The 22,923-nt window shown below is 50.5% G+C and carries 26 protein-coding genes; 19 read left to right on the forward strand and 7 right to left on the reverse strand.

Annotation, left to right across the window (positions count from 1 at the left end; genetic code table 11):
- Positions 1-2 precede the first annotated feature (2 nt).
- From HQN87_RS08395 to HQN87_RS08460, 13 genes are all read left to right on the forward strand, one after another.
- A complete protein-coding gene (locus HQN87_RS08395; RefSeq protein ID WP_173130609.1) occupies positions 3-968 on the forward strand; it encodes an XkdQ/YqbQ family protein in 966 nt (321 codons plus the stop codon).
- A 2-nt stretch (positions 969-970) separates the two neighbouring features.
- Complete coding sequence (locus tag HQN87_RS08400; RefSeq protein ID WP_173130612.1) at positions 971-1,309, forward strand: DUF2577 domain-containing protein; 339 nt, start codon at positions 971-973, stop codon at positions 1,307-1,309.
- Positions 1,306-1,707, forward strand: coding sequence for a DUF2634 domain-containing protein (locus tag HQN87_RS08405; RefSeq protein WP_173130616.1), 402 nt, complete (start codon positions 1,306-1,308; stop codon positions 1,705-1,707). Before HQN87_RS08400 ends, HQN87_RS08405 begins: the two co-directional genes overlap by 4 nt.
- 5 nt (positions 1,708-1,712) lie before the next feature.
- Positions 1,713-2,771 (forward strand): baseplate J/gp47 family protein, encoded by a 1,059-nt coding sequence (locus HQN87_RS08410; protein ID WP_173130619.1) that lies wholly within the window; start codon positions 1,713-1,715, stop codon positions 2,769-2,771.
- 3 nt (positions 2,772-2,774) lie between these two features.
- Positions 2,775-4,646, forward strand: coding sequence for a DUF4795 domain-containing protein (locus HQN87_RS32045; protein WP_216857204.1), 1,872 nt, complete (start codon positions 2,775-2,777; stop codon positions 4,644-4,646).
- A gap of 3 nt (positions 4,647-4,649) precedes the next feature.
- Positions 4,650-5,261: a putative phage tail protein gene (locus tag HQN87_RS08425; RefSeq protein WP_173130622.1), complete on the forward strand. Its 612-nt coding sequence runs from the start codon at positions 4,650-4,652 to the stop codon at positions 5,259-5,261.
- 11 nt (positions 5,262-5,272) lie between these two features.
- On the forward strand, positions 5,273-6,838 hold the full coding sequence (locus HQN87_RS08430) for a hypothetical protein (RefSeq protein WP_173130252.1): 1,566 nt from the start codon (positions 5,273-5,275) through the stop codon (positions 6,836-6,838).
- A gap of 112 nt (positions 6,839-6,950) precedes the next feature.
- Positions 6,951-7,256, forward strand: coding sequence for a hypothetical protein (locus tag HQN87_RS08435; RefSeq protein ID WP_173130625.1), 306 nt, complete (start codon positions 6,951-6,953; stop codon positions 7,254-7,256).
- A gap of 201 nt (positions 7,257-7,457) precedes the next feature.
- Positions 7,458-7,814: a hypothetical protein gene (locus HQN87_RS08440; RefSeq protein ID WP_173130628.1), complete on the forward strand. Its 357-nt coding sequence runs from the start codon at positions 7,458-7,460 to the stop codon at positions 7,812-7,814.
- The gene (locus HQN87_RS08445; RefSeq protein WP_173130631.1) at positions 7,798-8,553 is read left to right on the forward strand and encodes an N-acetylmuramoyl-L-alanine amidase family protein; all 756 of its coding nucleotides are present in this window, start codon (positions 7,798-7,800) and stop codon (positions 8,551-8,553) included. Before HQN87_RS08440 ends, HQN87_RS08445 begins: the two co-directional genes overlap by 17 nt.
- 2 nt (positions 8,554-8,555) lie before the next feature.
- Positions 8,556-8,771: a phage holin gene (locus HQN87_RS08450; protein ID WP_216857205.1), complete on the forward strand. Its 216-nt coding sequence runs from the start codon at positions 8,556-8,558 to the stop codon at positions 8,769-8,771.
- A gap of 148 nt (positions 8,772-8,919) precedes the next feature.
- Complete coding sequence (locus tag HQN87_RS08455; protein WP_173130634.1) at positions 8,920-10,410, forward strand: anti-phage protein; 1,491 nt, start codon at positions 8,920-8,922, stop codon at positions 10,408-10,410.
- Between the two features lie 310 nt (positions 10,411-10,720).
- Positions 10,721-11,125 (forward strand): YhjD family protein, encoded by a 405-nt coding sequence (locus tag HQN87_RS08460; RefSeq protein WP_173130638.1) that lies wholly within the window; start codon positions 10,721-10,723, stop codon positions 11,123-11,125.
- 20 nt (positions 11,126-11,145) lie between these two features.
- On the opposite strand, the gene HQN87_RS08465 is transcribed toward HQN87_RS08460, so the two are convergent.
- The 4 genes from HQN87_RS08465 to HQN87_RS08480 form a co-directional block, all read right to left on the reverse strand.
- Positions 11,146-11,361 carry a DUF3006 domain-containing protein gene (locus HQN87_RS08465; RefSeq protein WP_173130641.1) on the reverse strand — a complete coding sequence of 72 codons (216 nt, stop codon included), beginning with the start codon at positions 11,359-11,361 and terminating at the stop codon, positions 11,146-11,148.
- A complete protein-coding gene (locus tag HQN87_RS08470; RefSeq protein WP_173131382.1) occupies positions 11,362-12,402 on the reverse strand; it encodes an MBL fold metallo-hydrolase in 1,041 nt (346 codons plus the stop codon). It abuts the gene before it with no gap.
- Between the two features lie 134 nt (positions 12,403-12,536).
- On the reverse strand, positions 12,537-12,764 hold the full coding sequence (locus HQN87_RS08475) for a KOW domain-containing RNA-binding protein (protein WP_173130645.1): 228 nt from the start codon (positions 12,762-12,764) through the stop codon (positions 12,537-12,539).
- Positions 12,765-12,870: 106 nt separating this feature from the next.
- Positions 12,871-13,038: a hypothetical protein gene (locus HQN87_RS08480; protein ID WP_173130648.1), complete on the reverse strand. Its 168-nt coding sequence runs from the start codon at positions 13,036-13,038 to the stop codon at positions 12,871-12,873.
- Between the two features lie 380 nt (positions 13,039-13,418).
- Between HQN87_RS08480 and HQN87_RS08485 the strand changes: the two genes are divergently transcribed.
- Positions 13,419-13,634: a helix-turn-helix domain-containing protein gene (locus HQN87_RS08485; protein WP_173131385.1), complete on the forward strand. Its 216-nt coding sequence runs from the start codon at positions 13,419-13,421 to the stop codon at positions 13,632-13,634.
- 1,441 nt (positions 13,635-15,075) lie between these two features.
- On the opposite strand, the gene HQN87_RS08490 is transcribed toward HQN87_RS08485, so the two are convergent.
- Positions 15,076-16,431, reverse strand: coding sequence for a dipeptidase (locus HQN87_RS08490; RefSeq protein ID WP_173130651.1), 1,356 nt, complete (start codon positions 16,429-16,431; stop codon positions 15,076-15,078).
- Between the two features lie 302 nt (positions 16,432-16,733).
- On the opposite strand from HQN87_RS08490, the gene HQN87_RS08495 reads away from it, so the two are divergent.
- The 4 genes from HQN87_RS08495 to HQN87_RS08510 all read left to right on the forward strand — a co-directional run bounded on the left by HQN87_RS08495 (position 16,734) and on the right by HQN87_RS08510 (position 19,256).
- Positions 16,734-17,201: a winged helix-turn-helix transcriptional regulator gene (locus HQN87_RS08495; RefSeq protein WP_216857206.1), complete on the forward strand. Its 468-nt coding sequence runs from the start codon at positions 16,734-16,736 to the stop codon at positions 17,199-17,201.
- A gap of 50 nt (positions 17,202-17,251) precedes the next feature.
- Complete coding sequence (locus HQN87_RS08500) at positions 17,252-18,202, forward strand: TRM11 family SAM-dependent methyltransferase (RefSeq protein ID WP_367272684.1); 951 nt, start codon at positions 17,252-17,254, stop codon at positions 18,200-18,202.
- 78 nt (positions 18,203-18,280) lie between these two features.
- Entirely contained in the window at positions 18,281-18,898 is a 618-nt protein-coding gene (locus HQN87_RS08505) for an NUDIX hydrolase (RefSeq protein ID WP_173130657.1), read from the forward strand.
- A 202-nt stretch (positions 18,899-19,100) separates the two neighbouring features.
- Positions 19,101-19,256 carry a hypothetical protein gene (locus tag HQN87_RS08510; RefSeq protein WP_173130660.1) on the forward strand — a complete coding sequence of 52 codons (156 nt, stop codon included), beginning with the start codon at positions 19,101-19,103 and terminating at the stop codon, positions 19,254-19,256.
- A 103-nt stretch (positions 19,257-19,359) separates the two neighbouring features.
- Here HQN87_RS08510 and HQN87_RS08515 read toward each other — a convergent pair whose 3' ends face one another.
- Together HQN87_RS08515 and abc-f are read right to left on the reverse strand one after the other, a co-directional pair.
- On the reverse strand, positions 19,360-19,914 hold the full coding sequence (locus HQN87_RS08515; protein WP_254075412.1) for an ASCH domain-containing protein: 555 nt from the start codon (positions 19,912-19,914) through the stop codon (positions 19,360-19,362).
- Between the two features lie 176 nt (positions 19,915-20,090).
- Positions 20,091-22,106, reverse strand: coding sequence for a ribosomal protection-like ABC-F family protein (abc-f, locus tag HQN87_RS08520; protein WP_173130663.1), 2,016 nt, complete (start codon positions 22,104-22,106; stop codon positions 20,091-20,093).
- Between the two features lie 426 nt (positions 22,107-22,532).
- Between abc-f and HQN87_RS08525 the strand changes: the two genes are divergently transcribed.
- Positions 22,533-22,910, forward strand: coding sequence for a PH domain-containing protein (locus HQN87_RS08525; protein WP_173130666.1), 378 nt, complete (start codon positions 22,533-22,535; stop codon positions 22,908-22,910).
- Positions 22,911-22,923: the final 13 nt, after the last annotated feature.

Here is a 22,923-nt window from a genome sequence, read left to right on the forward strand (position 1 = left end):
ACATGGAACTGCTGATAGATAATAAGGACGGCAAGGTGTGGGACGCCTCGGGCATTGTGTCGGAAATCACCTGGAACACCTACCGGATCGGCAAGCCGGCTTCCTTGGAATTTACGATCATCGACCGGGGGATCTACCAGGACAAGGGCTTTAAGATCAATAATGGCGATGTGGTCCGTTACACAGATGAAGGGCAAAAGGTCTTTTACGGTTACATTTTCAAAATAGATGATGGCCGTGAAGAGGAGATCGAGATCCTGGCCTATGACCAAATCCGGTACCTGATGAACAGCGGCACCTATGTTTTTACGAAGCTGACAGCCACGAAGATCATCCAGAAGATTGCTGCGGATATGCAGTTAAAAACAGGGGTGCTGGAGGACAGTGCTTATGTGATCCCTTCGCAGATCGGAGACGGCAAACCGTTTATTGACATGATCTGCATGGCGATGGATCAGACGCTCATCAATTACGGCACCAATTTCGTATTCTTCGACGACTTCGGCAGCTTGAGCCTCCGAAATATATCCGGGATGCGGTTCCCTTTGGTTATCGGAGATGATTCACTCATGACTGACTATTCCTATTCTCGGAGCATCGACGATGAGACCTATAACCAGATTGTCCTGTATCGGGATAATAAGGAGACCGGTAAGCGCGAGACTTACGTCACAAAGGACAGCAACTCTATTAAGAAGTGGGGGCTACTGCAGCTTTATGAGTCAGTAGATGAGAAGCTGAACCCGGCACAGATTACAGAGCAGCTGAACCAATTGCTATTTTTAAGGAATCGGGAGTCCCGTTCTCTCTCGGTGGAAGCTCTGGGAGACTACCGGCTCCGGGCCGGGTGCTATGTTAATCTCTATATCAAAAAAATGAGTATCAATAAATTTTTCCTGGTCGAGACCTGTACCCACAAGAAGTCGGACGGGGTACATACGATGGACCTGGAGCTGAGGCTGGTGTAACTATGCTGGAAGCTATTAAGCAAGCCGCTTTAGGCGCGATGGATGCGGCGGGGCCGGTCATTGTGCAATTAGGATCTGTAACACAAATTAATCCTCTCAAGGTGATGGTCGATCAACGACTGGAGCTGACAGAGGATTTTTTCGTTATTCCTGAGTCCCTGACCAAGCTGGAACTGGACCTGAAGCACACTCATTCTATTACTGGATCAGGATTAACCCAAGAGGCATTGAAAGACAAAATAATCATTCGTAAAGGGCTGGAGGCTGGCGACAAGCTGGTGCTGCTCCGTATGCAGGGCGGCCAGCGTTACGTCATCCTGGATCGGGTGGTGTCGCCATGATCCCACAATCCGATGAAATTGTTCTGAATGAAGATATGGAGGAAACGCCTGAACCCAGTCTGACCTATAAGCTGGACCTGGTGAACGGACGGATCGGCGCGGTAGCGGTGGACGGGTTGGAGGCAGTGAAGCAGGCTGTCTTCAAGATTCTGGCCACCGCTCGGTTTGAGCATCTGATTTACAGCCCTGATTACGGCAACGAGGCGGATGTGGGCGGAGTACGTGGGCGGGCTGTCTTCGAGACGGAGATCGAGCGCTGGGTGAAGGAGGCGCTGCTGCAGGATGACCGAATCGTATCAGTGACGCAATTCCGTTTTTCCTATGATGGGGACACGGCACTGGTGCAGTTTGAGGTGGAGAGCGACTACGGCAATTATACGGATAGACTGGAGGTGTAGCAGAGGTGTATGAGAATCAGTCATTTGAAATCATCCTGGAACGGATGCTGGAGCGCGTACCGGACAGCCTGGACAAGCGGGAGGGCAGTATTATTTATGACGCGTTGGCTCCGGCTGCCATCGAGCTGGCACAGCTGTATATGGAGCTGGACATTAATATTAATCTTATCTTTGCGGATACCTCCTCCGGGGATTATCTGGATCTGGCCATTGCCTGGTCCGGTGTCGTCCGCAAGCCTGCGACCCAGGCTCAGCTCCGGGGGTTATTTTACAATGCGTCCGATGCCCTGATGGATATTCCTGTTAATAGCCGGTTCGCCATTGATACGATTACGTACAAGGCGGCAGAGCGGTTGTCGCTTGGCGAGTACCGGATGGTGGCGGAGATCCCGGGCGCGGCAGCTAATGGGGTTTTTGGCACACTCATGCCCATTGATTATATCAATAATCTGGCACGGGCAGAGCTGACGGAGTTGCTGGTACCGGGAACAGGCTTGGAGACAGATGAGGCGCTACGGCAACGCTATCGGGATGCTGTACGGCGGCCGGCTACCAGCGGCAACAAGTACCATTATATTGAGTGGGCTTTGCAGATTCCCGGCGTGGGCGGTGTCCGGGTCTTCCCTCTTTGGGACGGACCGAAGACCGTAAAAGTGGTGATTGTGGACGCTGAAAAGCTGCCTGCCTCTGCTGTCCTGGTGCAGCAGGTTCAGGACTTTATTGACCCGGTACCGGGGCGCGGTGAGGGACAGGCGCCCATCGGGGCCGTGGTGACGGTGGCTTCGGCGGTTGGCAGCGTCTTGAATATTGATGCCACCGTCACTCTGGCCGCAGGATATACGCTTCAAGGTGTGACAAACGCTTTGAAGGAGCGGCTGGAGGCGTGGAGAAAGAACGCAGCGTTTGAATCGACCTATGTCAGCCAGGCCATTATCGGCGCGCTACTGCTCGGGACCGATGGGGTGCTGGATTACTCCGAGCTGCTGCTTAACGGGGATAGCGGGAATATCGCACTAGGTGATGAGGAAGTGCCAGTCATCGGGACAGTGGAATTGGAGGTGTAGTGAATGGCCTATCCGGAATCGGTAGATCAATTTGCCGATAAGCTAAACAAGAGTCCGACCGACAAACCGTATGTCGTGGAGGAGCGTATTCCCTTGCCGACCGGCAGTTACGATGGGGATCTGCAACATGACAACATCAATAATCAGACGATCCGGGTATATACCGGGTCACGGTATACCGGCGAGGAGGTGACCAACTGGACACTCTCCATTCCAGGGATTGCCCCGTGGCGCCGGTCAATCAAGATTTATTCCAGCGCCCCCGAGGTTTTTGTCACTTATGAGACGCCGGGAGATACCGTCGAAGCGGACGACATCAATGCCGTGCAGCACGCGATTACGGCCACGCAGGTTGAAGTGAACCGGTATAAGGGTGTGAACGACGCGCTGACTGGAAACATACGGGAACGGCTGACCACGGTCGAGAGCAAGAAGGCGGACAAGACCCAGGTGGATACGCAGCTGCTGGCCAAGGCGGACAAGGCAACCACCTATTCCAAAACGGAGACGGACAGCCGCATACAGGCCGTTGTCGCGGCAGCTCCGGCAGCGCTGGATACGCTCAAAGAGATTGCCGACGCGCTGGACAATGATCCGGACTTTGCCGGGACGATGACCACGCAACTGGCTGGAAAAGTGGACAAGGTATCCGGCAAGGGGTTATCCGCGAATGATTACACAGCTGCTGATAAGTCCAAACTGACCGGCATAGAGGCGGGGGCCAATAAATACACGCATCCCGCCAATCATCCGCCGTCGATCATTACCCAGGACACCGGCAACCGGTTCGTTACAGATGCTGAAAAGGCAGCCTGGACAGCCAAGGAGACACCGGCAGGTGCGCAGGCCAAAGCGGACGCAGCCGCTGCAGTTGTGGCGAATGAGTTGACCGAGCATGTGGCAGACGGGACCCGGCATATTACGGAAGCCGAGCGCAGCGTCTGGAATGCCAAAGCGCCGACTACTGTGGTGACGCAGTCCGCTGCGGGTCTGATGGCTGCAGCAGATAAGTCCAAGCTGGACGGGATCGCGGCGGGAGCGAACAACTACACCCACCCGGGCACGCACCCACCTTCGATTATCACTCAGGACGCTTCAAACCGGTTTGTAAGTGATGGAGAAAAGGCAACCTGGAATGCCAAGGCTTCCACAGCAGCAGCCACAACCAGCGCTGCCGGTCTGATGCTCGCCGCTGATAAGGCGAAGCTGGACGGTATTGCTGCCGGTGCCCAGGTCAATGCAGTGACCAGTGTCGCGGGCCGCACCGGGGCGGTGACGGTGATTAAAGCAGATGTCGGGTTGGGGAGTGTAGAGAACCTGGGGCTGGCTACCCAGGCTGAGGCCGAAGCTGGAACCAGCGCGGCCAAGTACATGACTCCACAACGGACCATGCAGGCGATAGCTTCCCGTCTCGCCAATGTGGGCGGCGGGGATATGCTGAAAAGTGTATACGACACGAATAATGACGGCAAAGTGGATCAGGCGGCGCTGGCTGACAGCGTTCCGTGGTCTGGAGTCACGGGGAAACCCGCAGCCCTGCCTGCAGCCGGCGGTGCAGCAGACGCCATCAACATGCTGGATAATCGTACTATCGTAGAGAAGCCCAGCGATCTAATGTCCAAAAAGCTCAGTGGTTCGTTCAAGTCACTGGCCGCTGTCAGTACTCCGCCCGTGTCTGCTTCGGGAATGTATGTGTATGTGCTTAACGTCGCTGGCTGGTCTTCCAATGAAAGTTCTGGGGGCTGGCCTATTCAAATTGCTATAGGTGGAAACGGACTGGCTTTCAGGCAAGGGCTCAGCGCTGACACCTGGGGAAGCTGGACCGCGCTCAGTAACAAGGGTGCGATGACCTGGAACCAGCTCAAGGGGGTGTGACGGATGAGTTACGGGAAATACCCTTATGGAACGCTGCTCTTTGCTGCCGAGCCAGAAGATACCGAGCCGCAGCCAGAGGATGGCCTGGACCTCATGCAGTATTTGCCGGATTATTACCGGGGCGTCAAAGAAATGGAGAGCCTGCAGGATTCGCTGGGCCGGGAGATTCTTGCGCTTCGGACAGGCGCGGTCGTCGTTTTGGCTCAGGCTTATGTGGAGACGGCCACTCAGAGCCTGGGCCGCTGGGAGGCGGAGCTGGGATTGAGTACTGACCCTTCCAAGTCCGCAGAGAGCCGCCGGGAGATCATCAAGGCCAAGCGGCGCGGCGCGGGGACGACAACCCCCCAAATGATCGAACGGGTCGCTTCGGCGTTCACCGGTGGTGAGGTGGTAGTTGAAGAGGTGCCGGGAGAATACCGGTTTGTGGTCCGGTTCGTTGGGTCGTTAGGGATACCGTCGAACATGGCCGGCCTCATTCAGATTTTGGAGGAAATCAAGCCGGCGCACCTGGGCTATGAATTTATTTACACATACACCTTCTGGGACTCTCTGAAGTCCCTCACCTGGAGCGGTGCGAACGGCAAGACCTGGAACGAACTAAGAGTATATGGATAGGAGTGGGAGCAATGAAAACAACGGGTAACTTGGGGCTGAAGAAGCCTGAAGGTACAGACATTGTAGATATCAATGATCTGAATGGTAACATGGATATTTTGGATACAGCGGTGAATACCATTGCGCAGGGTTTAAACAAAGTGTCCAGCTTCGGGACTACGGCAGGCACGGGCACGGCGTATACATTGGGGCTGACTCCTGCTCTTGCAGCTTTAACAGCAGGTACGCGAATTAGCTTCAAGGCGCACGTTGCTAGTGGCGCTAATCCCACACTTAACCCCAATGGCTTAGGAGCCAAACCTTTAAAGAAACCAAACGGTAACGCCGCCGTCCTTGCTCTGAACGGAGTCTACACAGTTGTGTATGATGGCACAAATTTTACGTTACAGGGTGAAGGGGGTGAATACGGGAACGCAACGGCGGCAGATGTTCGCGCAGGGAAAAATATTGGTACCGATAATGGACTGGTGCAGGGCACGGCCACGTTGGTGCTAACACCGGGCACAGGTCCATATATACACGCTTCGGGTGGAAGTTATTCCAGCAATTCTTTAACTGGAAAAATAGTCTTTGTAGAGCCATTTCGGGATTTGATTCATCAGCGTATTGGGCTTCGAGGTACCCTTAAAGGCCAGGGCGGCCCGACGAACACGGGAGTAGAAATGATGGTTGCTAACCGGTATCTAAACGCCATTAATAGTCCTGCTGGGGAGAATGACTTTGATATAGAGGTGGAGGTGCCAACCGGTGGCCTTGTGATAACGTTGAAAACGGCCAATTCAAGTACTTATGCTATTCTTGATAACTTTCAGATCGTATCCAATATCCCTTCGGTGGTTCCTTCAATGGTTTCGTTAGATGAGGGGCCAGCGACGGCAGATGACGTCCTTGAAGGTAAAACAGCATATGTAAACGGCAATAAGCTTGAAGGCAGACTTTGGAATGCAAGAAATCAGCTAGTGGGCAATATGCGCGTTCAAAGTGTTTTACCCGGACAATTGGTTGTATTCCCCACCGTTGGAGGCACTGCCGCGATTGATAACCAAAGCACATTTAACATATGGGATGATAATTTCATTGCCGCCAATATTAAATCTGGTGTCGAAATGCTTGGTTTGAAAGGGGAATATACAGGCTATCAACTCGAAAAGTTTTCGGAGAATTTTACTCAGTTTGAAGAATCTACTGATTCAACTTTATCATTTTCCGTTACAGTCATGACTTCAAAAAGTTATATCGGTCACCTTCAATCAATAGCACTTACATCTGTTCCCGATCTGATGAATTGGGTTACTGGTGACGCATTTCCGATGAAATTCGGGGGCAGTTGTCACGTCCTTGATATAGTACCGGATATCGCGGATAGAGGTCGCCGCTATATTAATCTTGACACTCTTGGTCCGGTCTGTACGATAGGTATTATTGATAATGGAGACACAGTGGCCTTACAGATTAAAAGGGTATATATGGAACCGACTTATGTTATGATTTTTTTCTCGTATATCTTCAACACACAGGCGAATTTCCAGTATTACGGTTATCCTAAATTTGATGTTGAATTAGGAGGGACGTTTTAATCAGATAAATATCGACATAATATTTCAATCTATGACGCCCTTCACAGGCGTTTTTATTTTGCCCTCGGATCCCCGAGGGCTATTTGATTTTAGGGAGAGGGGAGCGGGGGGAATGGATAGCAATAACGTCAATAATCTTGAAAAACTGCTGCCGCTCGCAGACAAATACGGCCTTGCTTATATTGTGTCGCTGGTACTGGTCTTTATAGTCTTCGGCTTCATCCGGGACATCCGGCGTGGAAGGTGGGTGCCCCGTGAATTATTGGATAAAGCAGAAGAAGACCGGGACCGGCTGCAGGGTATCTTGGACAAAGAGCGTTCTGATTTTATGGCGCCTACGCTTGAAGTATTACAGCGATTGAAAATAGATCATGCCGCAAGTAACAATGCTGGCAGTGATGAGGACAGGAGTGGATAAACGTGTTGAGTAGACTATTCAAACGATTATCCCAGCATAAAGAGAGAGAGAACGAGCTGGCGCGGGCATCCCGCAGGGTATCATTTTCGATTTCCCGATACAAGAATGTATCCAAAGAAATACAGCAGGAAATCGAGAACAATGGTTTCGCAGAATTTTTAATTTATGATCGGGGTGTTAATAATGGGGGGCACTGATATCTTGCTGTTAATTGCATATGGTATTTCATTCATTTGTGCGCTGCTGCTGATAGCCGCGCTTTTTTTGTACTTCCGCAAGAGGTTCCGGGCGCGGGTGGTCAGTTTATTCATGCTGGCTGCCTTCTTCTTCCTGGGGGCTTACACAGTCAAGATGGCCGTGGCGTTCTGGATTCGCTTCACTTCGGCTTCTGGCGGCGCGGCGGTCTATGCGACACTTAAATCCAATGCCTGGGCCGTGGCGCAGGTCGGGACCACCGTAGGGCTGCTGGTGCTTACAGTGCTGATGTATACCAAAGGGCAAGACATCTTTGTGTCACTGCCTAAAAGGGGGAAAAGAAGCCATGAAAATAGCCATTGATGCAGGACACGGCCCGCAGACGCCGGGCAAACGCTGCCCAGATGATAGCATGAGGGAATTTGCTTTTAATAGCGTGGTGGCCCGGTACGTCCGGGCGGGCCTGCTGGAGTATGACGGGGTACAAACGATGTATACCCATGCTGATAACGGCAGCCGGGATGTGCCGCTGAAGGAGCGCACCAACGCCGCCAACGAGTGGGGAGCTGATCTGTTTGTATCCATCCATGCAAATGCCATGGGGTCCGGCTGGAGCAGCGCGCGGGGTATCGAGACTTTCACCTATGTAACCCGCCCGGCGTCTGCTGTGGCGCTGGCAACGGCCGTGCAACGGCAGCTTGTCAAGGCAACCGGCCTTTATGATCGGGGAGTCAAGGCCGAAAACTTCCACGTTCTTCGGGAGTCCAGGGCCATATCCATCCTGATAGAGTGCGGGTTTATGTCCAATCATGAGGAAGCAGCACTGCTCAAATCGGACGGCTACCGGCGGAAGTGTGCGGCGGCCATTGTGGCCGGGGTTGTGGAAGCGGTGGGATTGAAAAAGAAGAAGGAGGAATCAAACGATATGCGAGTAGATAAGGCGGGAACGGTAGTCAATGGTAACCGGCTAGGGGAAGATAGCGTACTGATCGAGGGTCGGGTATATGTGCCACTGGCTGCTATTGGTAAGGCTATCGGTGCGGCTGTGAACTGGAACAACGTCACGAAGACGGTGACCATTACAACCAAGGGGGCTAAATAATCATGAACAGCAAATGGCGAAACTATGGTATGTGGGTATCCTTGACAGCAGCCGTGCTGCTGGGCGTTCAGGCGGTTGGGGCGATCTTTGGGGTGCAGTTGGCCCCAGAGAAATACGATGAGGTTACAGCGGCCGTCAATGCGGTTCTGGGCGTGTTGGTGGTCCTGGGAATTGTAAGTAATCCAGCAGCGGGTAAGGGCTACACAGATAAGGAATAGAATTATCTGCCCACTGGCTTCAGCTAGTGGGCTTATTGCATTTTTCATATATTTTCAATTAATTTTTAAATATAGCTATTTTATCTCAATAAATGATATTATTCGTTATATACTAACATTTTATGAGATAAATTGAGGTGGCGGCTTTATGTTAATAAATAAGTTTATAAAAGCGCATCGGTTTACTGAGCATCCATTTTCCAAGGTGGCTGCTGAAAAAGAAGATCTTCTTGATATGTATTTTGTTGAACCTCGTTATTTTTCCGAGGCCCTTGGCGACGCTAATCATCCCAAATCATATGTGGTCTTTGGGCCGCGTGGAGGTGGGAAGAGTGCAGTTCGCTCAATGATAGAAAGATATTGCGATTCAGAATCAGAGGTTCAAGATATCGGAGGGCGGGTTCTCTCTATAACTTACGATGACTTTACTGCGCTACGATTAGGACAAATCAATACTATTACACTGTCAGATCATATAAATGAAATTCTAAAGCGCGGTGTTTCTAAATTGGCGGTATGCCTTGTTGAACGAGGGATAATCGGTGAACATATGCCTCTAGAGAGCAGAGGATTACTTCGGTGGTACATTGACGAGTATATGAGTGACTTATCCAGAATTGAGCTTGATAGTATCATAAAATCGTTAGAGTCCAGAAATGATAAAATGAAAGCCCTCCTTTCAAACGCTATGGAGATGTATAATGTTCTTATTAGTGTACTTAAACTTGAACGTGTTGAGCCTAAAACACCTACGGATACCCCGAGGCAAAAACGAGATGCAATTAGTTCTATACATATAATGGAGACATTTACGAAATTGGCTAGTACTTTTGAATATGAGGCGGTTTATGTCTTAGTAGATAAGGTAGACGAAACGGATTCTACAGGTGGGAATAGTTACAAAGCGGCTAGACTCGTAAGTCCTATGTTAACCAACATACGATTGTTAGAAATTGATCGTGGAGCATTTAAGTTTTTTCTATGGGAGAATGTTAAATCTCACTTTGGAGAAGAATTAAGAACTGATCGTATCACAATGAAGCCAACCGAGTGGTCAGATGCGGATCTTCAAAGAATGTTTTTACGACGAATTGCTGCTTACAGTCTTAAAAAAGCTAGTGTCGAATCCCTTTTCGAAGCGAGTATCCAAAACAAAATCATTAAATTACTCGTTAGTCTTTCCTTTAAATCTCCGCGAGACCTTAACCGGATCATGGAATCTATTTTTGCAGAAGCTGCAGTTGACGCGACCCCAGACGATTTGAAGATAAACTGGTCTTCCATTAAGCAAGGGATTAATCGTTTCAGTACTGATCGAGTCTATGATTTATATACTCAAGAGGTAGTAAATAGAATACTGAGACTCGAAAAAGAAATTTTTACGATTTCAGATGTAGCGGCTACTTTTAAAGTGACTGGCGGGAAAGATCTAGGAGAAGATATCCCTGATAAAACGGCTACAAATAAAGCTAGAAATATTGTGGAGAAATGGAAAGGTAAAGGCTTAATTTCTCAAGTTGAATCAGGATTTCAAATTGATAAGACAGGTCGCCGTAGACCTGTAAATCAGTATGGAATTCTAGATCCAAGAGTTATTTATCTAATAGATCCTGTAAAGTATTTAGAGAGCATCGAATAAAATCTATATGATGTCTTACAAAATACTAACTAGCGATAAGGATTTCTTTGTAGCCGCCTTGGCTCAATCCACAGTGTCAGTGTGGTACCGGGAAGAACCGGACCCGATTGGTCACATAATGGATTACGGTGGCATCGTAGAAGGCTATACCCCAGAATCAATTAAGATAGCCGGTACCCGGTTCATCCGGGAGCGATTTGAATTTCGGGCTAAAGTTTCAAAGTAAATCAGCCTCTGCCAATGCAGGGGCTTTTTTCTTGTGGATAAAAGAACATACGTTCGCGTATACTGTGTGTATGGAGGCGATAACATGAGCGTGAATAGTGGTAGTAAAATGGTTACACCTGAAGAGAGAGAAATGGTCCGAGATCTGATCCTGTTGCCTTACATTGACACCATGATCAGCAGGAGCCTGAAGGAGATCGAGCTGTCGGGAAATGTACTCAGAAGGGCGTACGTAACGGCTGGCCGCTATATCCAGAAGCGTATCATTCAAGATGTGTACCAGCTGCGGCAGGAACTGAAGCAGCGGAATATAAAAGTGGTCGAAGAGAGTCAGGATGATTTTGTAATTTACAACACAATCTTTTGCCGGGGATACCAGGAGCGTTTCGGGCTGACCCGCGATGTGGTGCGTACCGAGATCAGCTTGCGGCTCACCAGGTACACCGCCGATCTGGCAGAATCGTTGCGAGAACAATTAAAGCCCCGGTGAAAAGTCCCGGGGCTTTAATGCTATTCCTCAAATAATTCGTCCATCAAATTTTGTATTTCATTCTTTCTCTTCCTGGTATCGGTCTTATCAATCGTTACACCATCGCCTTCAAAAATCAGGGTGTCTCCTGCTTTAGCTTCTGCAGGGACTTCTGATTTTAAAATATCTTCAGTGGTACCATCAAATTCAACAACGGCATATTCTCCTTCAAACCGATCTATAATGCCCTTCCGCATTTACTTGGCCCCCTTGGTTGACATAAAGGTGATTTTGGTACCGTCACTTATTGCGGTAATTGTACCCTTTTGGTCGGTTCTCAGTACTGTGGCATTAGCAGTTTTCAATCTGGCCAATATGCCGGAATCCGGATGGCCATAATTATTTTTACCCGTGCTTATTATTGCATAGGTAGGTTTGACAGCATCCAGGAATGCTTTGCTGGTCGAGCTGCTGGAGCCATGATGCCCGACCTTTAACACATCGGCCTTCAGGCTCATTCGATCCGCAAGCATATCATTTTCAGACTTAAGTTCAGCATCACCGGTAAATAAAAACGACTTACTCTTATAAGAGACCTTCAGTACAGCACTCCAATTATTTAAATCGTCTCCGTAGGAGTTGACGGGGGCGAGGAATGAAGCATCTACGCCCTGGAGCGGGATTTTAACCCCTTTGCTGACTGCCTTGATCGTCCGCCCTTCATTTTTGACAGCGGTCAGGAAATCCTTATATGTCTGGGTTGTATGCGAGACCTTTGGAGCATATACGGATTTTACCTCCAACGCCTTAAGCACATCATCCAAGCCACCGATATGATCCGCATCAGGATGAGTGGCAACCATGGCATCGAGCGTCTTAACTCCTAAAGCATTCAAATACTGAACAACCTTTGTTCCTTGATTATTGTTTCCCCCGTCAATCAGGATGTACTGATTAGAGGGCGTACGGATCAGAGTGGAGTCGCCTTGCCCAACGTCAAAATAGTATACCTGCAGGGTGCCGGCCGCTTGTTTCTTTGGTAATAGCAGCGCTGCTGGAGCCGGTGTGGCCGCCGGTTTACTTGTGGGCTTGGTGGTTGCCTTTACAGCGGGTTTTTTAGTAGCTGCCGGCGCCGGCTTTGATCCTCCACCATTGTGATAATGGTACTCCCCATTTTCAAGCCCCCATTTAGCACAATTGGTGCGGCAATAATGCCCGCCGTTTGCGTCTGTTCTTCCTGGATGTGCTTCAGCGATCACAGGCAGTAAAATTAAAACCAACGAAATGAATACCGACATAAAGAGTCTTTTTTTCACTTGAATCCCCCTGATATAATGTTAATTTACAAAATAAGTCTATCAGATGGAGGTAAATTTTACTATATGATTATAGAAAATACCCCGCTAGCCATACTGACCAGCAGGGGGTACGCTTATATCTCAAACTCTTCCCACCCTGGCGACAGCGGCTTCTCTGGTAATTTCTCCATCGCTCCCGGTTCCAGGATCACCAGCACCGGCTCCGCAATGTCCACCAGCGCTCCAATCTGCTTTGGGCCGCCCTCAAATGTCCCCACCGCTATGACTTTCCCGGTCTTTCCTTTATGATAGCCCGCCGTGATTTGTACAGGCAGCCCAGGCTTCAAATCTTCTAACTTCATAAGCTTAGCGCCGCCCCCGTGCCTTGATCAGTGCAACCACAGACAGCACCAGCGCCACCCCGATAACAACCCATGTGATTATGTTCAGCATGTCGATTCCTCCTTATTATTTGAACTCAACAGTAATGTAAGATAAACCCATGTCGTCAATCTTGTTGAGTAAATCATCCCGACCTTTTTCTGTGCGTACCAGCTCATATTCTTCACCGTTATCCTCTATAAGCATAGCTATCAGTTTGCTTTTGCTTCCATTTTCAAAGACATTGATTTTCATTTCTCCCTCCATTTCTCGTGTACGCCCGTCAGAAGATTATTGATTGGCAAACCAATTGCCATTTTGGTATGATTGGGTGGAGAGCAGGGGGCGCAACCCCTACTCTCCGGGAACCTATTTACGTTTGCCTCGCGGGCTGCGTTTTGTGGTTCCTTTCTTTTTGTCCTTGAGCAGCAATGTTGCTGTAATGAGTTGGATGATTGCTGTAAGGAGCGTTACCCAATCCTTCATATGCCTTGTTCGCCTCCTTTCCGGAAGTGCTAATGTTTTACTTCCTAAATATAATATACACTATACTAAACAATAAGTCAAACATAATATTTGTCTTTCTAAATATAATGTTCTATAATGTGGACAAACAGATAGAAAGGAATATGCATATGGGTTTCTCTTTTAAGCCATTATGGCGACTGCTTGTTGATAGAGACATGTCCAAAACAGAGTATCGTGAAGCCCTCGGCCTATCCTCCGCCACCTTGGCTAAGATGGGAAAAGGTGAGTACGTATCTATGGAAGTGCTGGACAAAACGTGCAAATATTTTGGAGTGCCTTTACATGATGTTGTAGAGCATATAGCAGAGCCGCCACAGGAGTGATCCCGGGCGGCTCTTTCAATGGGGCAGAAATGGGGCAAAACATTTTGAGGTATCTGTATTTATCTGATATGAATAGATGTATCCATTTGAGCAAATACCGTGTTTTCTCTCATTATGTCTGGTTCTGATTTTAACTGATGCGGCCCCGCTTCAGCCTTCCAAGCTGATAGCGTGGGTTCGATTCCCATCACCCGCTCCATATTTTAAGCCAAAACCTTTGTATATCAAGGGTTTTTTTGTTGTTTTGGAGTGGTTGGATTAGAAGGTGGATGAAGCTGATGGGTAAGGATAGGGTGCAGGGAAGAAGACGTAGTGGCTGGGCGTGAAGGAGAATACATACTTAACATAGTAACAGAACGTAAGTGAGTGCATAGTAGCAGTACATAGTGAGTACATAGTGATAGAACAGTGCATAGGGACAGAACATATACATGAGAGTGCATAGGGAGAGAACAGTGCATAGGGAGAGAACAAAAAGAATGGAAAGTAGGAGAGTACGTTATGGATTCATGCACGTACTCAGACATGGCATCTGCCCAAGAAACTCAACCGTAGCTTATCGAAATATAGGAGTCTCACTAGCCCACGAAAGTAGGGTGCAGCTTCATTCAAAGGGAAAAGTCTCTCTGATTCGGCCTGAATTGGGCGATAGTTGGAAATCAGAGGGATAAATCCCACTGATACAGCCGAAAGTCGGCTATTCGGAAAAATCAAAGGGATAAATCCCACTGATGCAACTGAAAATCAGCTATACGGGAAAATCAAAGGGATAAATCCCACTGATACAGCCGAAAGTCGGCTATTCGGAAAAATCAGAGGGATAAATCCCTCTGATGCAGCTGAAAGTCGGCTACACGGGAAAATCAAAGGGATAAATCCCACTGATTCAGTTGAAAGTCAGCTAAACGGGGAAATGAAAGGGATAAATCCTACTGATTCCGCCAGCTGTTGGAGATACGGAAATTAGGTGGGCTGGATTGGAAAGGTGAGGAGTAGCTCAAAGGCTGTATAAGCTCCAGCATATCCAACTCAGCCGAAAGTCGGCGGCAAGAGGAAATGAGGAGCAGAAGTGCACCTGAATCGGCTGAAAGTCGGGGGCAAGCGGAAATGAGGAGCACAAGTGCACCTGAATCGGCTGAAAGTCGGGGGCAAGCAGAACTGAGGAGCATTAGTGCACCTGAATCGGCTGAAAGTCAGCGGTAAGCGGAAATGAGGAGCACAAGTGCACCTGAATCGGCTGCAGTCGGCGGTAAGCAGAAATGAGGAGCATTAGTGCACCTAAATTGGCCAAAAGTCGGCGGCAAGCAGAATTGAGGAGCATTAGTGCACCTGAATTAGCCGGACGGAATTTTAGAGTTAAAAAAGGCAGGCCCCCGATTCTCCGGGGGCCTGCCTTTGCTGATAAATGTGTCCTGATAACAGGTAAAGCCTGCCCTGGACGTTAAACGGTCTTCAGGAACTCGACCAGGGTCAGCAGGCCTTTGTCGAAGTTCTCGAGATTGAAATGCTCGTCCGGAGCGTGGAGGTTCTCGTCATCGAGTCCGAAGCCCATCAGGACCACCGGAGCCTTAAGGATGCGGGAGAAGCTCTCCATGATCGGGATGGAGCCGCCGTCTTTGGTGAAGAGGGCACGGGTGCCGTATACCTTGCCGTAAGCATCGGCAGCGGTCTGCAGGATCGGGTGCGAAGGATCAATATTGAAGGCGCGTGCTTTCTCCATCTGCTTCACCTGAACCTTGGCGCCCTTTTGGATATTGGCCGTCAGATGGGCTTCAACGGCATCGAGAATATGCTGCGGGTCCTGGTCGCCGACCAGGCGGCAGGTGATTTTGGCATGGGCTTCCTTAGGGATAACCGTCTTGCTGCCTTCACCCTGGAATCCTCCGTATACGCCGTTCAACTCCAGCGTCGGACGCGCGCCGACACGTTCCACGAAGGTGTAGCCTTCCTCGCCGTATAATTGCTCCAGGCCAAGCGCTGTCCGGATCTTATCCTCATCCACGCCCTGCTTGGCGAACTCTTCGCGCAGCAGCGGGGATAGGGCAGGTACGCCTTCGTAGAAGCCATCTACCGACACGCGGCCTTTGTCATCGTGAAGGGTGCTGAGCAGCGAGACCAAGGCATGCAGCGCATTGGGAACACCGCCGCCGTACGAGCCGGAGTGCAGATCGGTCAAGGCGGTGCTTACAGTGACCTCCAGTGAACATAATCCGCGAAGTCCGGTGCAGATGGCTGGACGTCCGCGTTCCAGCAGGGAGGTATCCGAGACGAGGACGGCATCTGCTGCAAGCTTGTCCTGATTGGCTTCCAGGAATGGCGGCAGGTTGACGCTGCCGATCTCTTCTTCGCCTTCGATGCAGAGCTTAATGTTCACAGGCAGCGTACCTTCCTGCTTCAGAATAGCCTCGATAGCCTTGATATGCATAAACACCTGGCCTTTGTCATCCGTAGCTCCACGCGCATACAGCTTACCGTCGCGGATCTCAGGTTCAAATGGAGGGGTGGTCCACAGGTTCAGCGGGTCAACCGGCTGTACATCATAATGTCCGTATACCAGAATGGTCGGCTTGCCGGGTGCGTGAAGGTAATCTGCATAGACCACCGGGTGTCCGGCTGTAGGGTGCAGCTCGATGTTCTCAAGGCCAGCACGCTTCAGGGTCTCTACCAGCCAGCCGGCAGCGGTGTTGATATCCTCCTTATGGATGGAGAGGGCTGAAATGCTGGGAATAGCCAGCCATTGCTTGAGTTCGTTCAACTGGGCTTCGCGCTCAGCCTGAAAATAAGTTTCGTAAGACATAGTAGTTATGTACCTCCTTGGAATTCGCTGCTTAATGCCGCAGGTACCCGTATGATGCGAAGCATAACGGCAGGCCTCTGCGGCTCAGGTTCGGCAGTGTAATGCATCCATTATACTGGAGATAGTCCTATGGATCAAAAAGGAGTGTTCAAACCGCTGGCCGGCAGGATGGCGGATGGTATTTTCACGGATAACCAGTTCCGTTCAGGTCGTTGATTACTAACAGTAACCATGATAGACTTAGTTAGCTTAAGCGGCAAAAAGGCACAATTAACTGCTTGGGTTACATGGAGGTAACTGCCTTGAACAATCAAGTGAATGAACGGCAAGAGCGGCAGCAGGAGCTTACGGTGCTTGAAAATAGTACAGTTACCCGGCAGATCCTGGACCGTGTTGGCGATAAATGGAGTATGCTGATTATTGTGAACCTTGGTGTGCAGCCTTTGCGGTTCAAGGAACTGCAGCGCCGTTCCAGCGGCATCTCGCAGCGGATGCTTACCCAGACGCTCCGCCATTTGGAACGGGATGGTCTGGTGTGGCGCAAAGCTACGCCCACTGTTCCGTTAACGGTGGAATACGGGCTTACGGAGCTGGGTGAATCTTTGCTTGCCCCGCTGACGTCACTGGTAGAATGGGTGAACGGCAACCGTGGTGAAATTGTCCGGTCCAGAACCGGCTACGACAAAAGTCATGGGGATACAGATACAGATACAGAAATAGAATCAGAATCAGCATCGCCTCAAACGGCGGGAGCGATAGGAGCGGAATAACAGTGTCAGCGAATGTACCGGCAAGTGTTCAAGAGCAAGCAGAAGCAACTATACAGAAGAACGGGAACCCGTCTTACATATATACCTATGCCCATTCACCGGACGAGACTTCCCTATGCGGCATGGAGCTGCGCTGCCTGTTCGGCCGCGAGATTCCTGTGGCGATATTCGCCAGCGGGATTCAGGTGGATGTCAGCCGCAGCCCTTTTATTAAAGAGCGGATTGATGTCATGTACGAAGGGGATACCCTTCCGGAGATTTACAAGCAGACCGAGCAGGTGGAGGTGGGAGAGCGGACCTTCAAGGTTATTTTTGTGAAGACGAATGATTTGACGCCTGAGAATAAGATTGAATATGATGAGCGTAGAGCGATTGAGCGGGAAATAGGGATGCGCATCGAGGGAGAAGCGGATGTGAATCAGCCGGAGCTGGTGTACGGGATTGTAACGCTGGGCGGACGCTGGTACTTCGGCGCTTATCACAAGAACAAGGCAACCTGGTTCCGGCAGATGAAAAAACCCCGCAGCTACTCTATAGCGCTCAGCACACGTGTGGCCCGGGCGGCGGTGAATATGGCGGTTCCCCGCATAACCGGAGTGAAGATGATAGATCCTTGCTGCGGAATTGGCACGGTTATGGTGGAGGCGCTGTCGATGGGGATCAATATTGTCGGCCGTGATATCAACCCGCTTATTGCTGCCGGTGCCCGGACGAATATCGCCCATTTCGGCTTCGAGAGTGAAGTGACGCTCGGGGATATCGCAGACATTGAGGAGCATTATGATGTGGCTATCGTGGATATGCCGTATAACCTGTATTCCCGGATTACCCCCGAAGAGCAATTTGCGATTCTGACGCATACACGCCGGATAGCAGACAGGGTGGTCATTGTGGCGATTGAGGCCGTAGACGAGATGATTGCCGCTGCCGGATTTACAATTATAGACCGCTGTGTGGCGCGAAAAGGCGCGTTCTCCCGTCATTTGATGCTGTGTGAGTAGAGTGAGTGGAATGAATGATACTGCGGAGGTTGCCGCAGTACTCCAATCTCCATATATCTGAGTAAAGGCGGTGGGCTTGTGGAACAGAAATGGTTATCCTGGGCCAAAGAAATTCAAGGAATTGCCCAGACGGGACTGACCTATGCCAAGGATGTATACGATATCGAGCGTTATCAGGCTTTGCGGGAGCTGAGTGTAGATATTTTGGCGAATTATACTTATGAGAGTAAGGAACGCATCCGGCTCTCCTTCGCTGGAGAGGGCGGATACAGCACGCCTAAGGTGGATATTCGAGGAGTGATTTTCCAGGATCATAAAATTCTGCTCGTACGCGAGAAGCTCGACGGAAAATGGGCGCTGCCCGGAGGGTGGGCGGACATCGGCCTGTCTCCGAGCGAAGTGGCTGTTAAGGAGATTGCCGAGGAATCCGGTTACCAGGCCGAAGCCGTCCGTCTGCTCGCAGTACTAGATAAGAAATTCCATCAGCATCCGCCGGAGCCTTACCATGTCTATAAAATGTTCATACTCTGCAGAGTTACTGGCGGTGTAGCGGCAGGCGGGGTGGAGACAAGCGCTGCGGGATTTTTTGCCGAAGAGGAGTTGCCTGAATTGTCTGAAGAACGCAATACGGCCGAACAGCTGCACACCTTATTCCAATATTTACATGATCCCGAAAAGGCAGTAATATTGGACTAAAGCACTGCATATGATAAATGACCAAGGGTGTATATAAGTTTAAAGGATACATTTTTTGGTTAATATTATTTATGTAAGCCTTTCCAATTATATTCCGCTGAGCCTTTATATCTAAAAAATTCTCGGAAACCTATCTTTTTGGGTCAAGCGGTCTACATTTTTTCCTCTGCTTTGACGATAGATATTTGTAGGAGGGGATCGCATGGAACAAGAAGAGTTAAGACTTCCGCTTACGCAGGAGGGTATAACAAGACCTGCAGAAGGCAATATCGCCACCGGCCTGGTATGGGGTGTCCTGATTAGTATTCCCTTATGGATCTCGGTGATTGGCTGGGTTATGGGCATCTGGAAATTCTAAGACCTGTTCGCAGCAGTAGCTATATACCTATACTAACTTGCAAATATACAATGAAGGCTGCCTCTTCCAAGTGAAGAAGCAGCCTTTTTATACATATAAGGAGTTACAGGTTGTGGTTGGTATGCACCAGCCGGAAGGTCTCGCAGATGACCCGCATATTAGGGTCAAAGGACTTACCTTCGCGCTGGAGTTCCCGGGTGAAGAACACCTCATGCTCGTGGCGCCAGGATTCGAGGCTGCGGTCATCCTCGCCTTCGGAATAAGCAAATTCCGCTGTGACCTCAGCGAACGGGACAATCTCAACCTTCGTAGTCTCGATGATCCCGCGCGGCTGTCCTGTGCTGTCCAGCAAGATGGACAATCCGCCTGCAAAGGGCAGGGGGAGTCCTTGCGCTTCCAGCAGATCATAATTCTGCGCCGTTCCGGTCTTGATTCCTCTCAGGACCAGATCAAGCAATTCATCCGCCAGCCGGGGGTTGTCGCCAAATGCCCAGGCGCTGTCGAATTTGTCGGCCGCCTCTGGATGTTGAACAAGATAAGTCTCCCAGTATTTCGCAATTTCCGGGGTTAGTGTCATTACGGTCACCTCTGTCTTCGGATTTATATAAGACGCACTTAAGATTTGAACTTGAAGCTTCGTCGTCACTGCGGTGAACATTTGGACTTCCGGCCGCTGTTGTCCCCAGATTTCTTCATATATCCCGCTCCTAGCGGTAGAAATCCGGTGACAAAGGCGGTCGCTACCGCTCCTACAGTTCCAAATTTCCCCTCCGCTTCTTTTGCTTTTTGTTAATTTCTATAGTGCGTCTTATATAGTTGCTTTTTGTATAAATATTACTCTGTCGCTTCGTTTAACCAGCTGTTGTACAAGTCATCCAGCTCTTGTTGGACGGCATCGCGTGTGCCTTGCAGCTCGGCCAGTCTCTGCGCATCGCTGGCCAGCTCCGGGTCCAGCATCTCGGCATCGATCCGGGCGAGGCGGGACTCCGCAGCGGCGATGTCCTGCTCCCAGGAAGCCGCCGGACGCGGCTTGCGGTTCGGGGCGGCAGATGCAGCTTCGCCGGAGGGCTGCCCGCCGTTGTTCCGGCGGCGTGAAGCAGCGTCCGTACCTGCTGAGGCAGAGGCAGATTGTGCTGCCGTCCCGGCTGCAGCGGGGGACTTGATGCTGCCAGCAGCAGAAGGTTCAGACGCTACGGCTTTCCGCTGGGCAGCGGCGGCTTGCTCGGCCTGCTTCTCCTTGTAATACTCATAATTCCCGGAGAAGGAGGAGAACTGTCCGCTATGAATACTCCAGAGCTTGCCGAAGCAGCGGTTGATGAAATAACGGTCATGCGATACAGCCAGCACGGTACCGGGGAACTCCTCCAGCGCTTCTTCTAGGGCTTCGCGGGAGTCAATGTCCAGATGGTTGGTCGGCTCATCGAGAATAAGCAGATTCGGCCTGCGGTGCATCAGTACCGCGAAGCGCAGCCGGGTCCATTCACCGCCCGAGAGATTGGTGATGTTCTTGAAGACATCGCTGCCGTAGAACAGGAAGCGGGCTAGCTGCCCGCGGGCTTCTCCTTCTTCCAGGCCTGCTTCCTCGCGGAAATACCGCAGCACGGACTGCCCGTTCTCCTCCGGTACGGCTTCCTGGGCGAGGTAACCGACAACGGCTCTGGAAGCAAGTGTACAGCTGCCGCTGTCCGGTTCCTCCTGGCCGAGAATCATCCGCAGCAGGGTGCTTTTGCCAGCGCCGTTGCCGCCGATCAGTGCCGTGGTCTCTCCGTATCTCAGGATATCGCTGGCAGCCGAGAAGAGCTTACGCTCTCCGAAGGCCTTGCTAATTTGGTCAAGGATTACAACCTGATTGCCGGTCCGGTCGTCCTGCTGGAGCTGCAGATCCATGGATTTGCGCTCCAGAACCGGACGTTTGACTCTGACCATCCGGTCCAGTGCCTTCTGCATGGAAGCTGCCCGGCGGGGGAACGAAACGTTCTGCGGATTCAGCTTCCCCCATTCAATCAGCCGCTTGATGCTCTCCTGCATCTGCTTGATCTTCTTCTGCTGCTCCTGATAATCGGCGAACTGCTGCAGGAGTCTGGCTTCCTTCTCGACCTGATAGCCGCTGTAATTCGTATGGAAGGTGAAGGCTTCCCCGTCTTCGATCTCAATGACCTTCTTCACGACGGCATCGAGGAAATAACGGTCATGGGAAATGGCCAGTACGGTGCCGTCATAGCTCTGGAGGAATTGCTCCAGCCATTCGATAGCATCCATATCGAGGTGGTTGGTCGGCTCATCCAGCAGCAGAATATCGGGACGGCGCAGCAGCAGCTCGGCGAGGCCAACCTTGGTCTTCTCCCCGCCGGAGAGAGAGGAGAAGCGGCGCTCATACTGGCCGGTTCCAATACCTAGCCCGGAGGCAACGCGCTGGATGGAGGATTCAATTTCATATCCGCCAGCGGCTTCGAATTTGTCCTGCAGGTTGCCGTATTCCTTAAGCAGACGGTTCCAGGCCTGTTCATCGTCACTCGCACCGGAAACGGACATTGTCTGCTCCAGCTCCCGCAGGCGGCGCTGCCACTGAAGAGGCTCAGCGAAGCTGCGCTGAAGGACGGCATAGACGGTTTCATTGTCACCCACCTCCTGAATCTGGGCGAGCAGGCCAATGACACTGCCCCGGCGAACCGAGATCTGCCCTTGATCCGGGCGTTCTTCGCCGCTCAGCAGGTGGAAGAGGGTGGTTTTGCCGCAGCCGTTGCGGCCAATCAGACCGATTTTTTCGCCTTGGCGGATATCGAAGGTGACATCGCTCAGGACGAGCTGGGCACCGTGGTATTTTTGGACATTTTGACATGAGATGATCATCATTATTCTCCTTTATAGGAATGCCCTGACTACTACAAAACAACATAAAAAGGCCGCAGGGAAATTTCCCTGCGGCCTAAAAATTCTTCGGGTTAAACGATCCGTTGAAGTGTAGGCGAGAAAGGCATTTCACAATGTTGTAGTGTTATTAAGTTCTTATAAATGGACAGACTTCTCCCGTTGTCCGGATTTACATGAACGATGCCCGCCATAATATTAATCAGCCGGCTGCTAACACTGTTGGTCCGATTGTGATCCATTCTCCTACACCTCCTTTTTGTAAATTTAGAATTAGTGTAACCAAAATGACGTGAATAAGCAAGGGGGAATTATGCCCGCCCAGGTATAAATGCATAGATCCACAAGTAGTATGGAGTGTGGCGGAGAGGGTTGCCCTCAGATAAGCTGCGGGAAAAGAGGAGAAATATGGCGATTTTTAACGGATTACTAGGCAATGCGTCCCAGGTTGAGCTAGGTGCAGTACAGCGGGAATATGCGCAGATTCTGGCTCCGCAGGAGAAGATTGAACGTGCTTATAAGCTGATCCGGGATATGTTTATTTTTACGGACAAACGGCTGATCCTTGTAGACAAGCAGGGCATGACCGGCAAGAAAACAGAATATCATTCGGTTCCTTACAAAAGCATCAGCCATTACTCCGTGGAGACCGCCGGGCATTTCGATCTGGATGCGGAGCTGTGCCTGTATATCTCAGGAGCGGCGCTGCCGCTGAAGAAAACCTTCAACAAATCCGTCAATATCTATGAGGTCCAGGCTGTACTGTCACAATATATCCTGAAGTAGCGGGGAGCGGACA

Source organism: Paenibacillus tritici (genome assembly GCF_013204885.1).
Taxonomy (GTDB): domain Bacteria; phylum Bacillota; class Bacilli; order Paenibacillales; family Paenibacillaceae; genus Paenibacillus_AQ; species Paenibacillus_AQ tritici.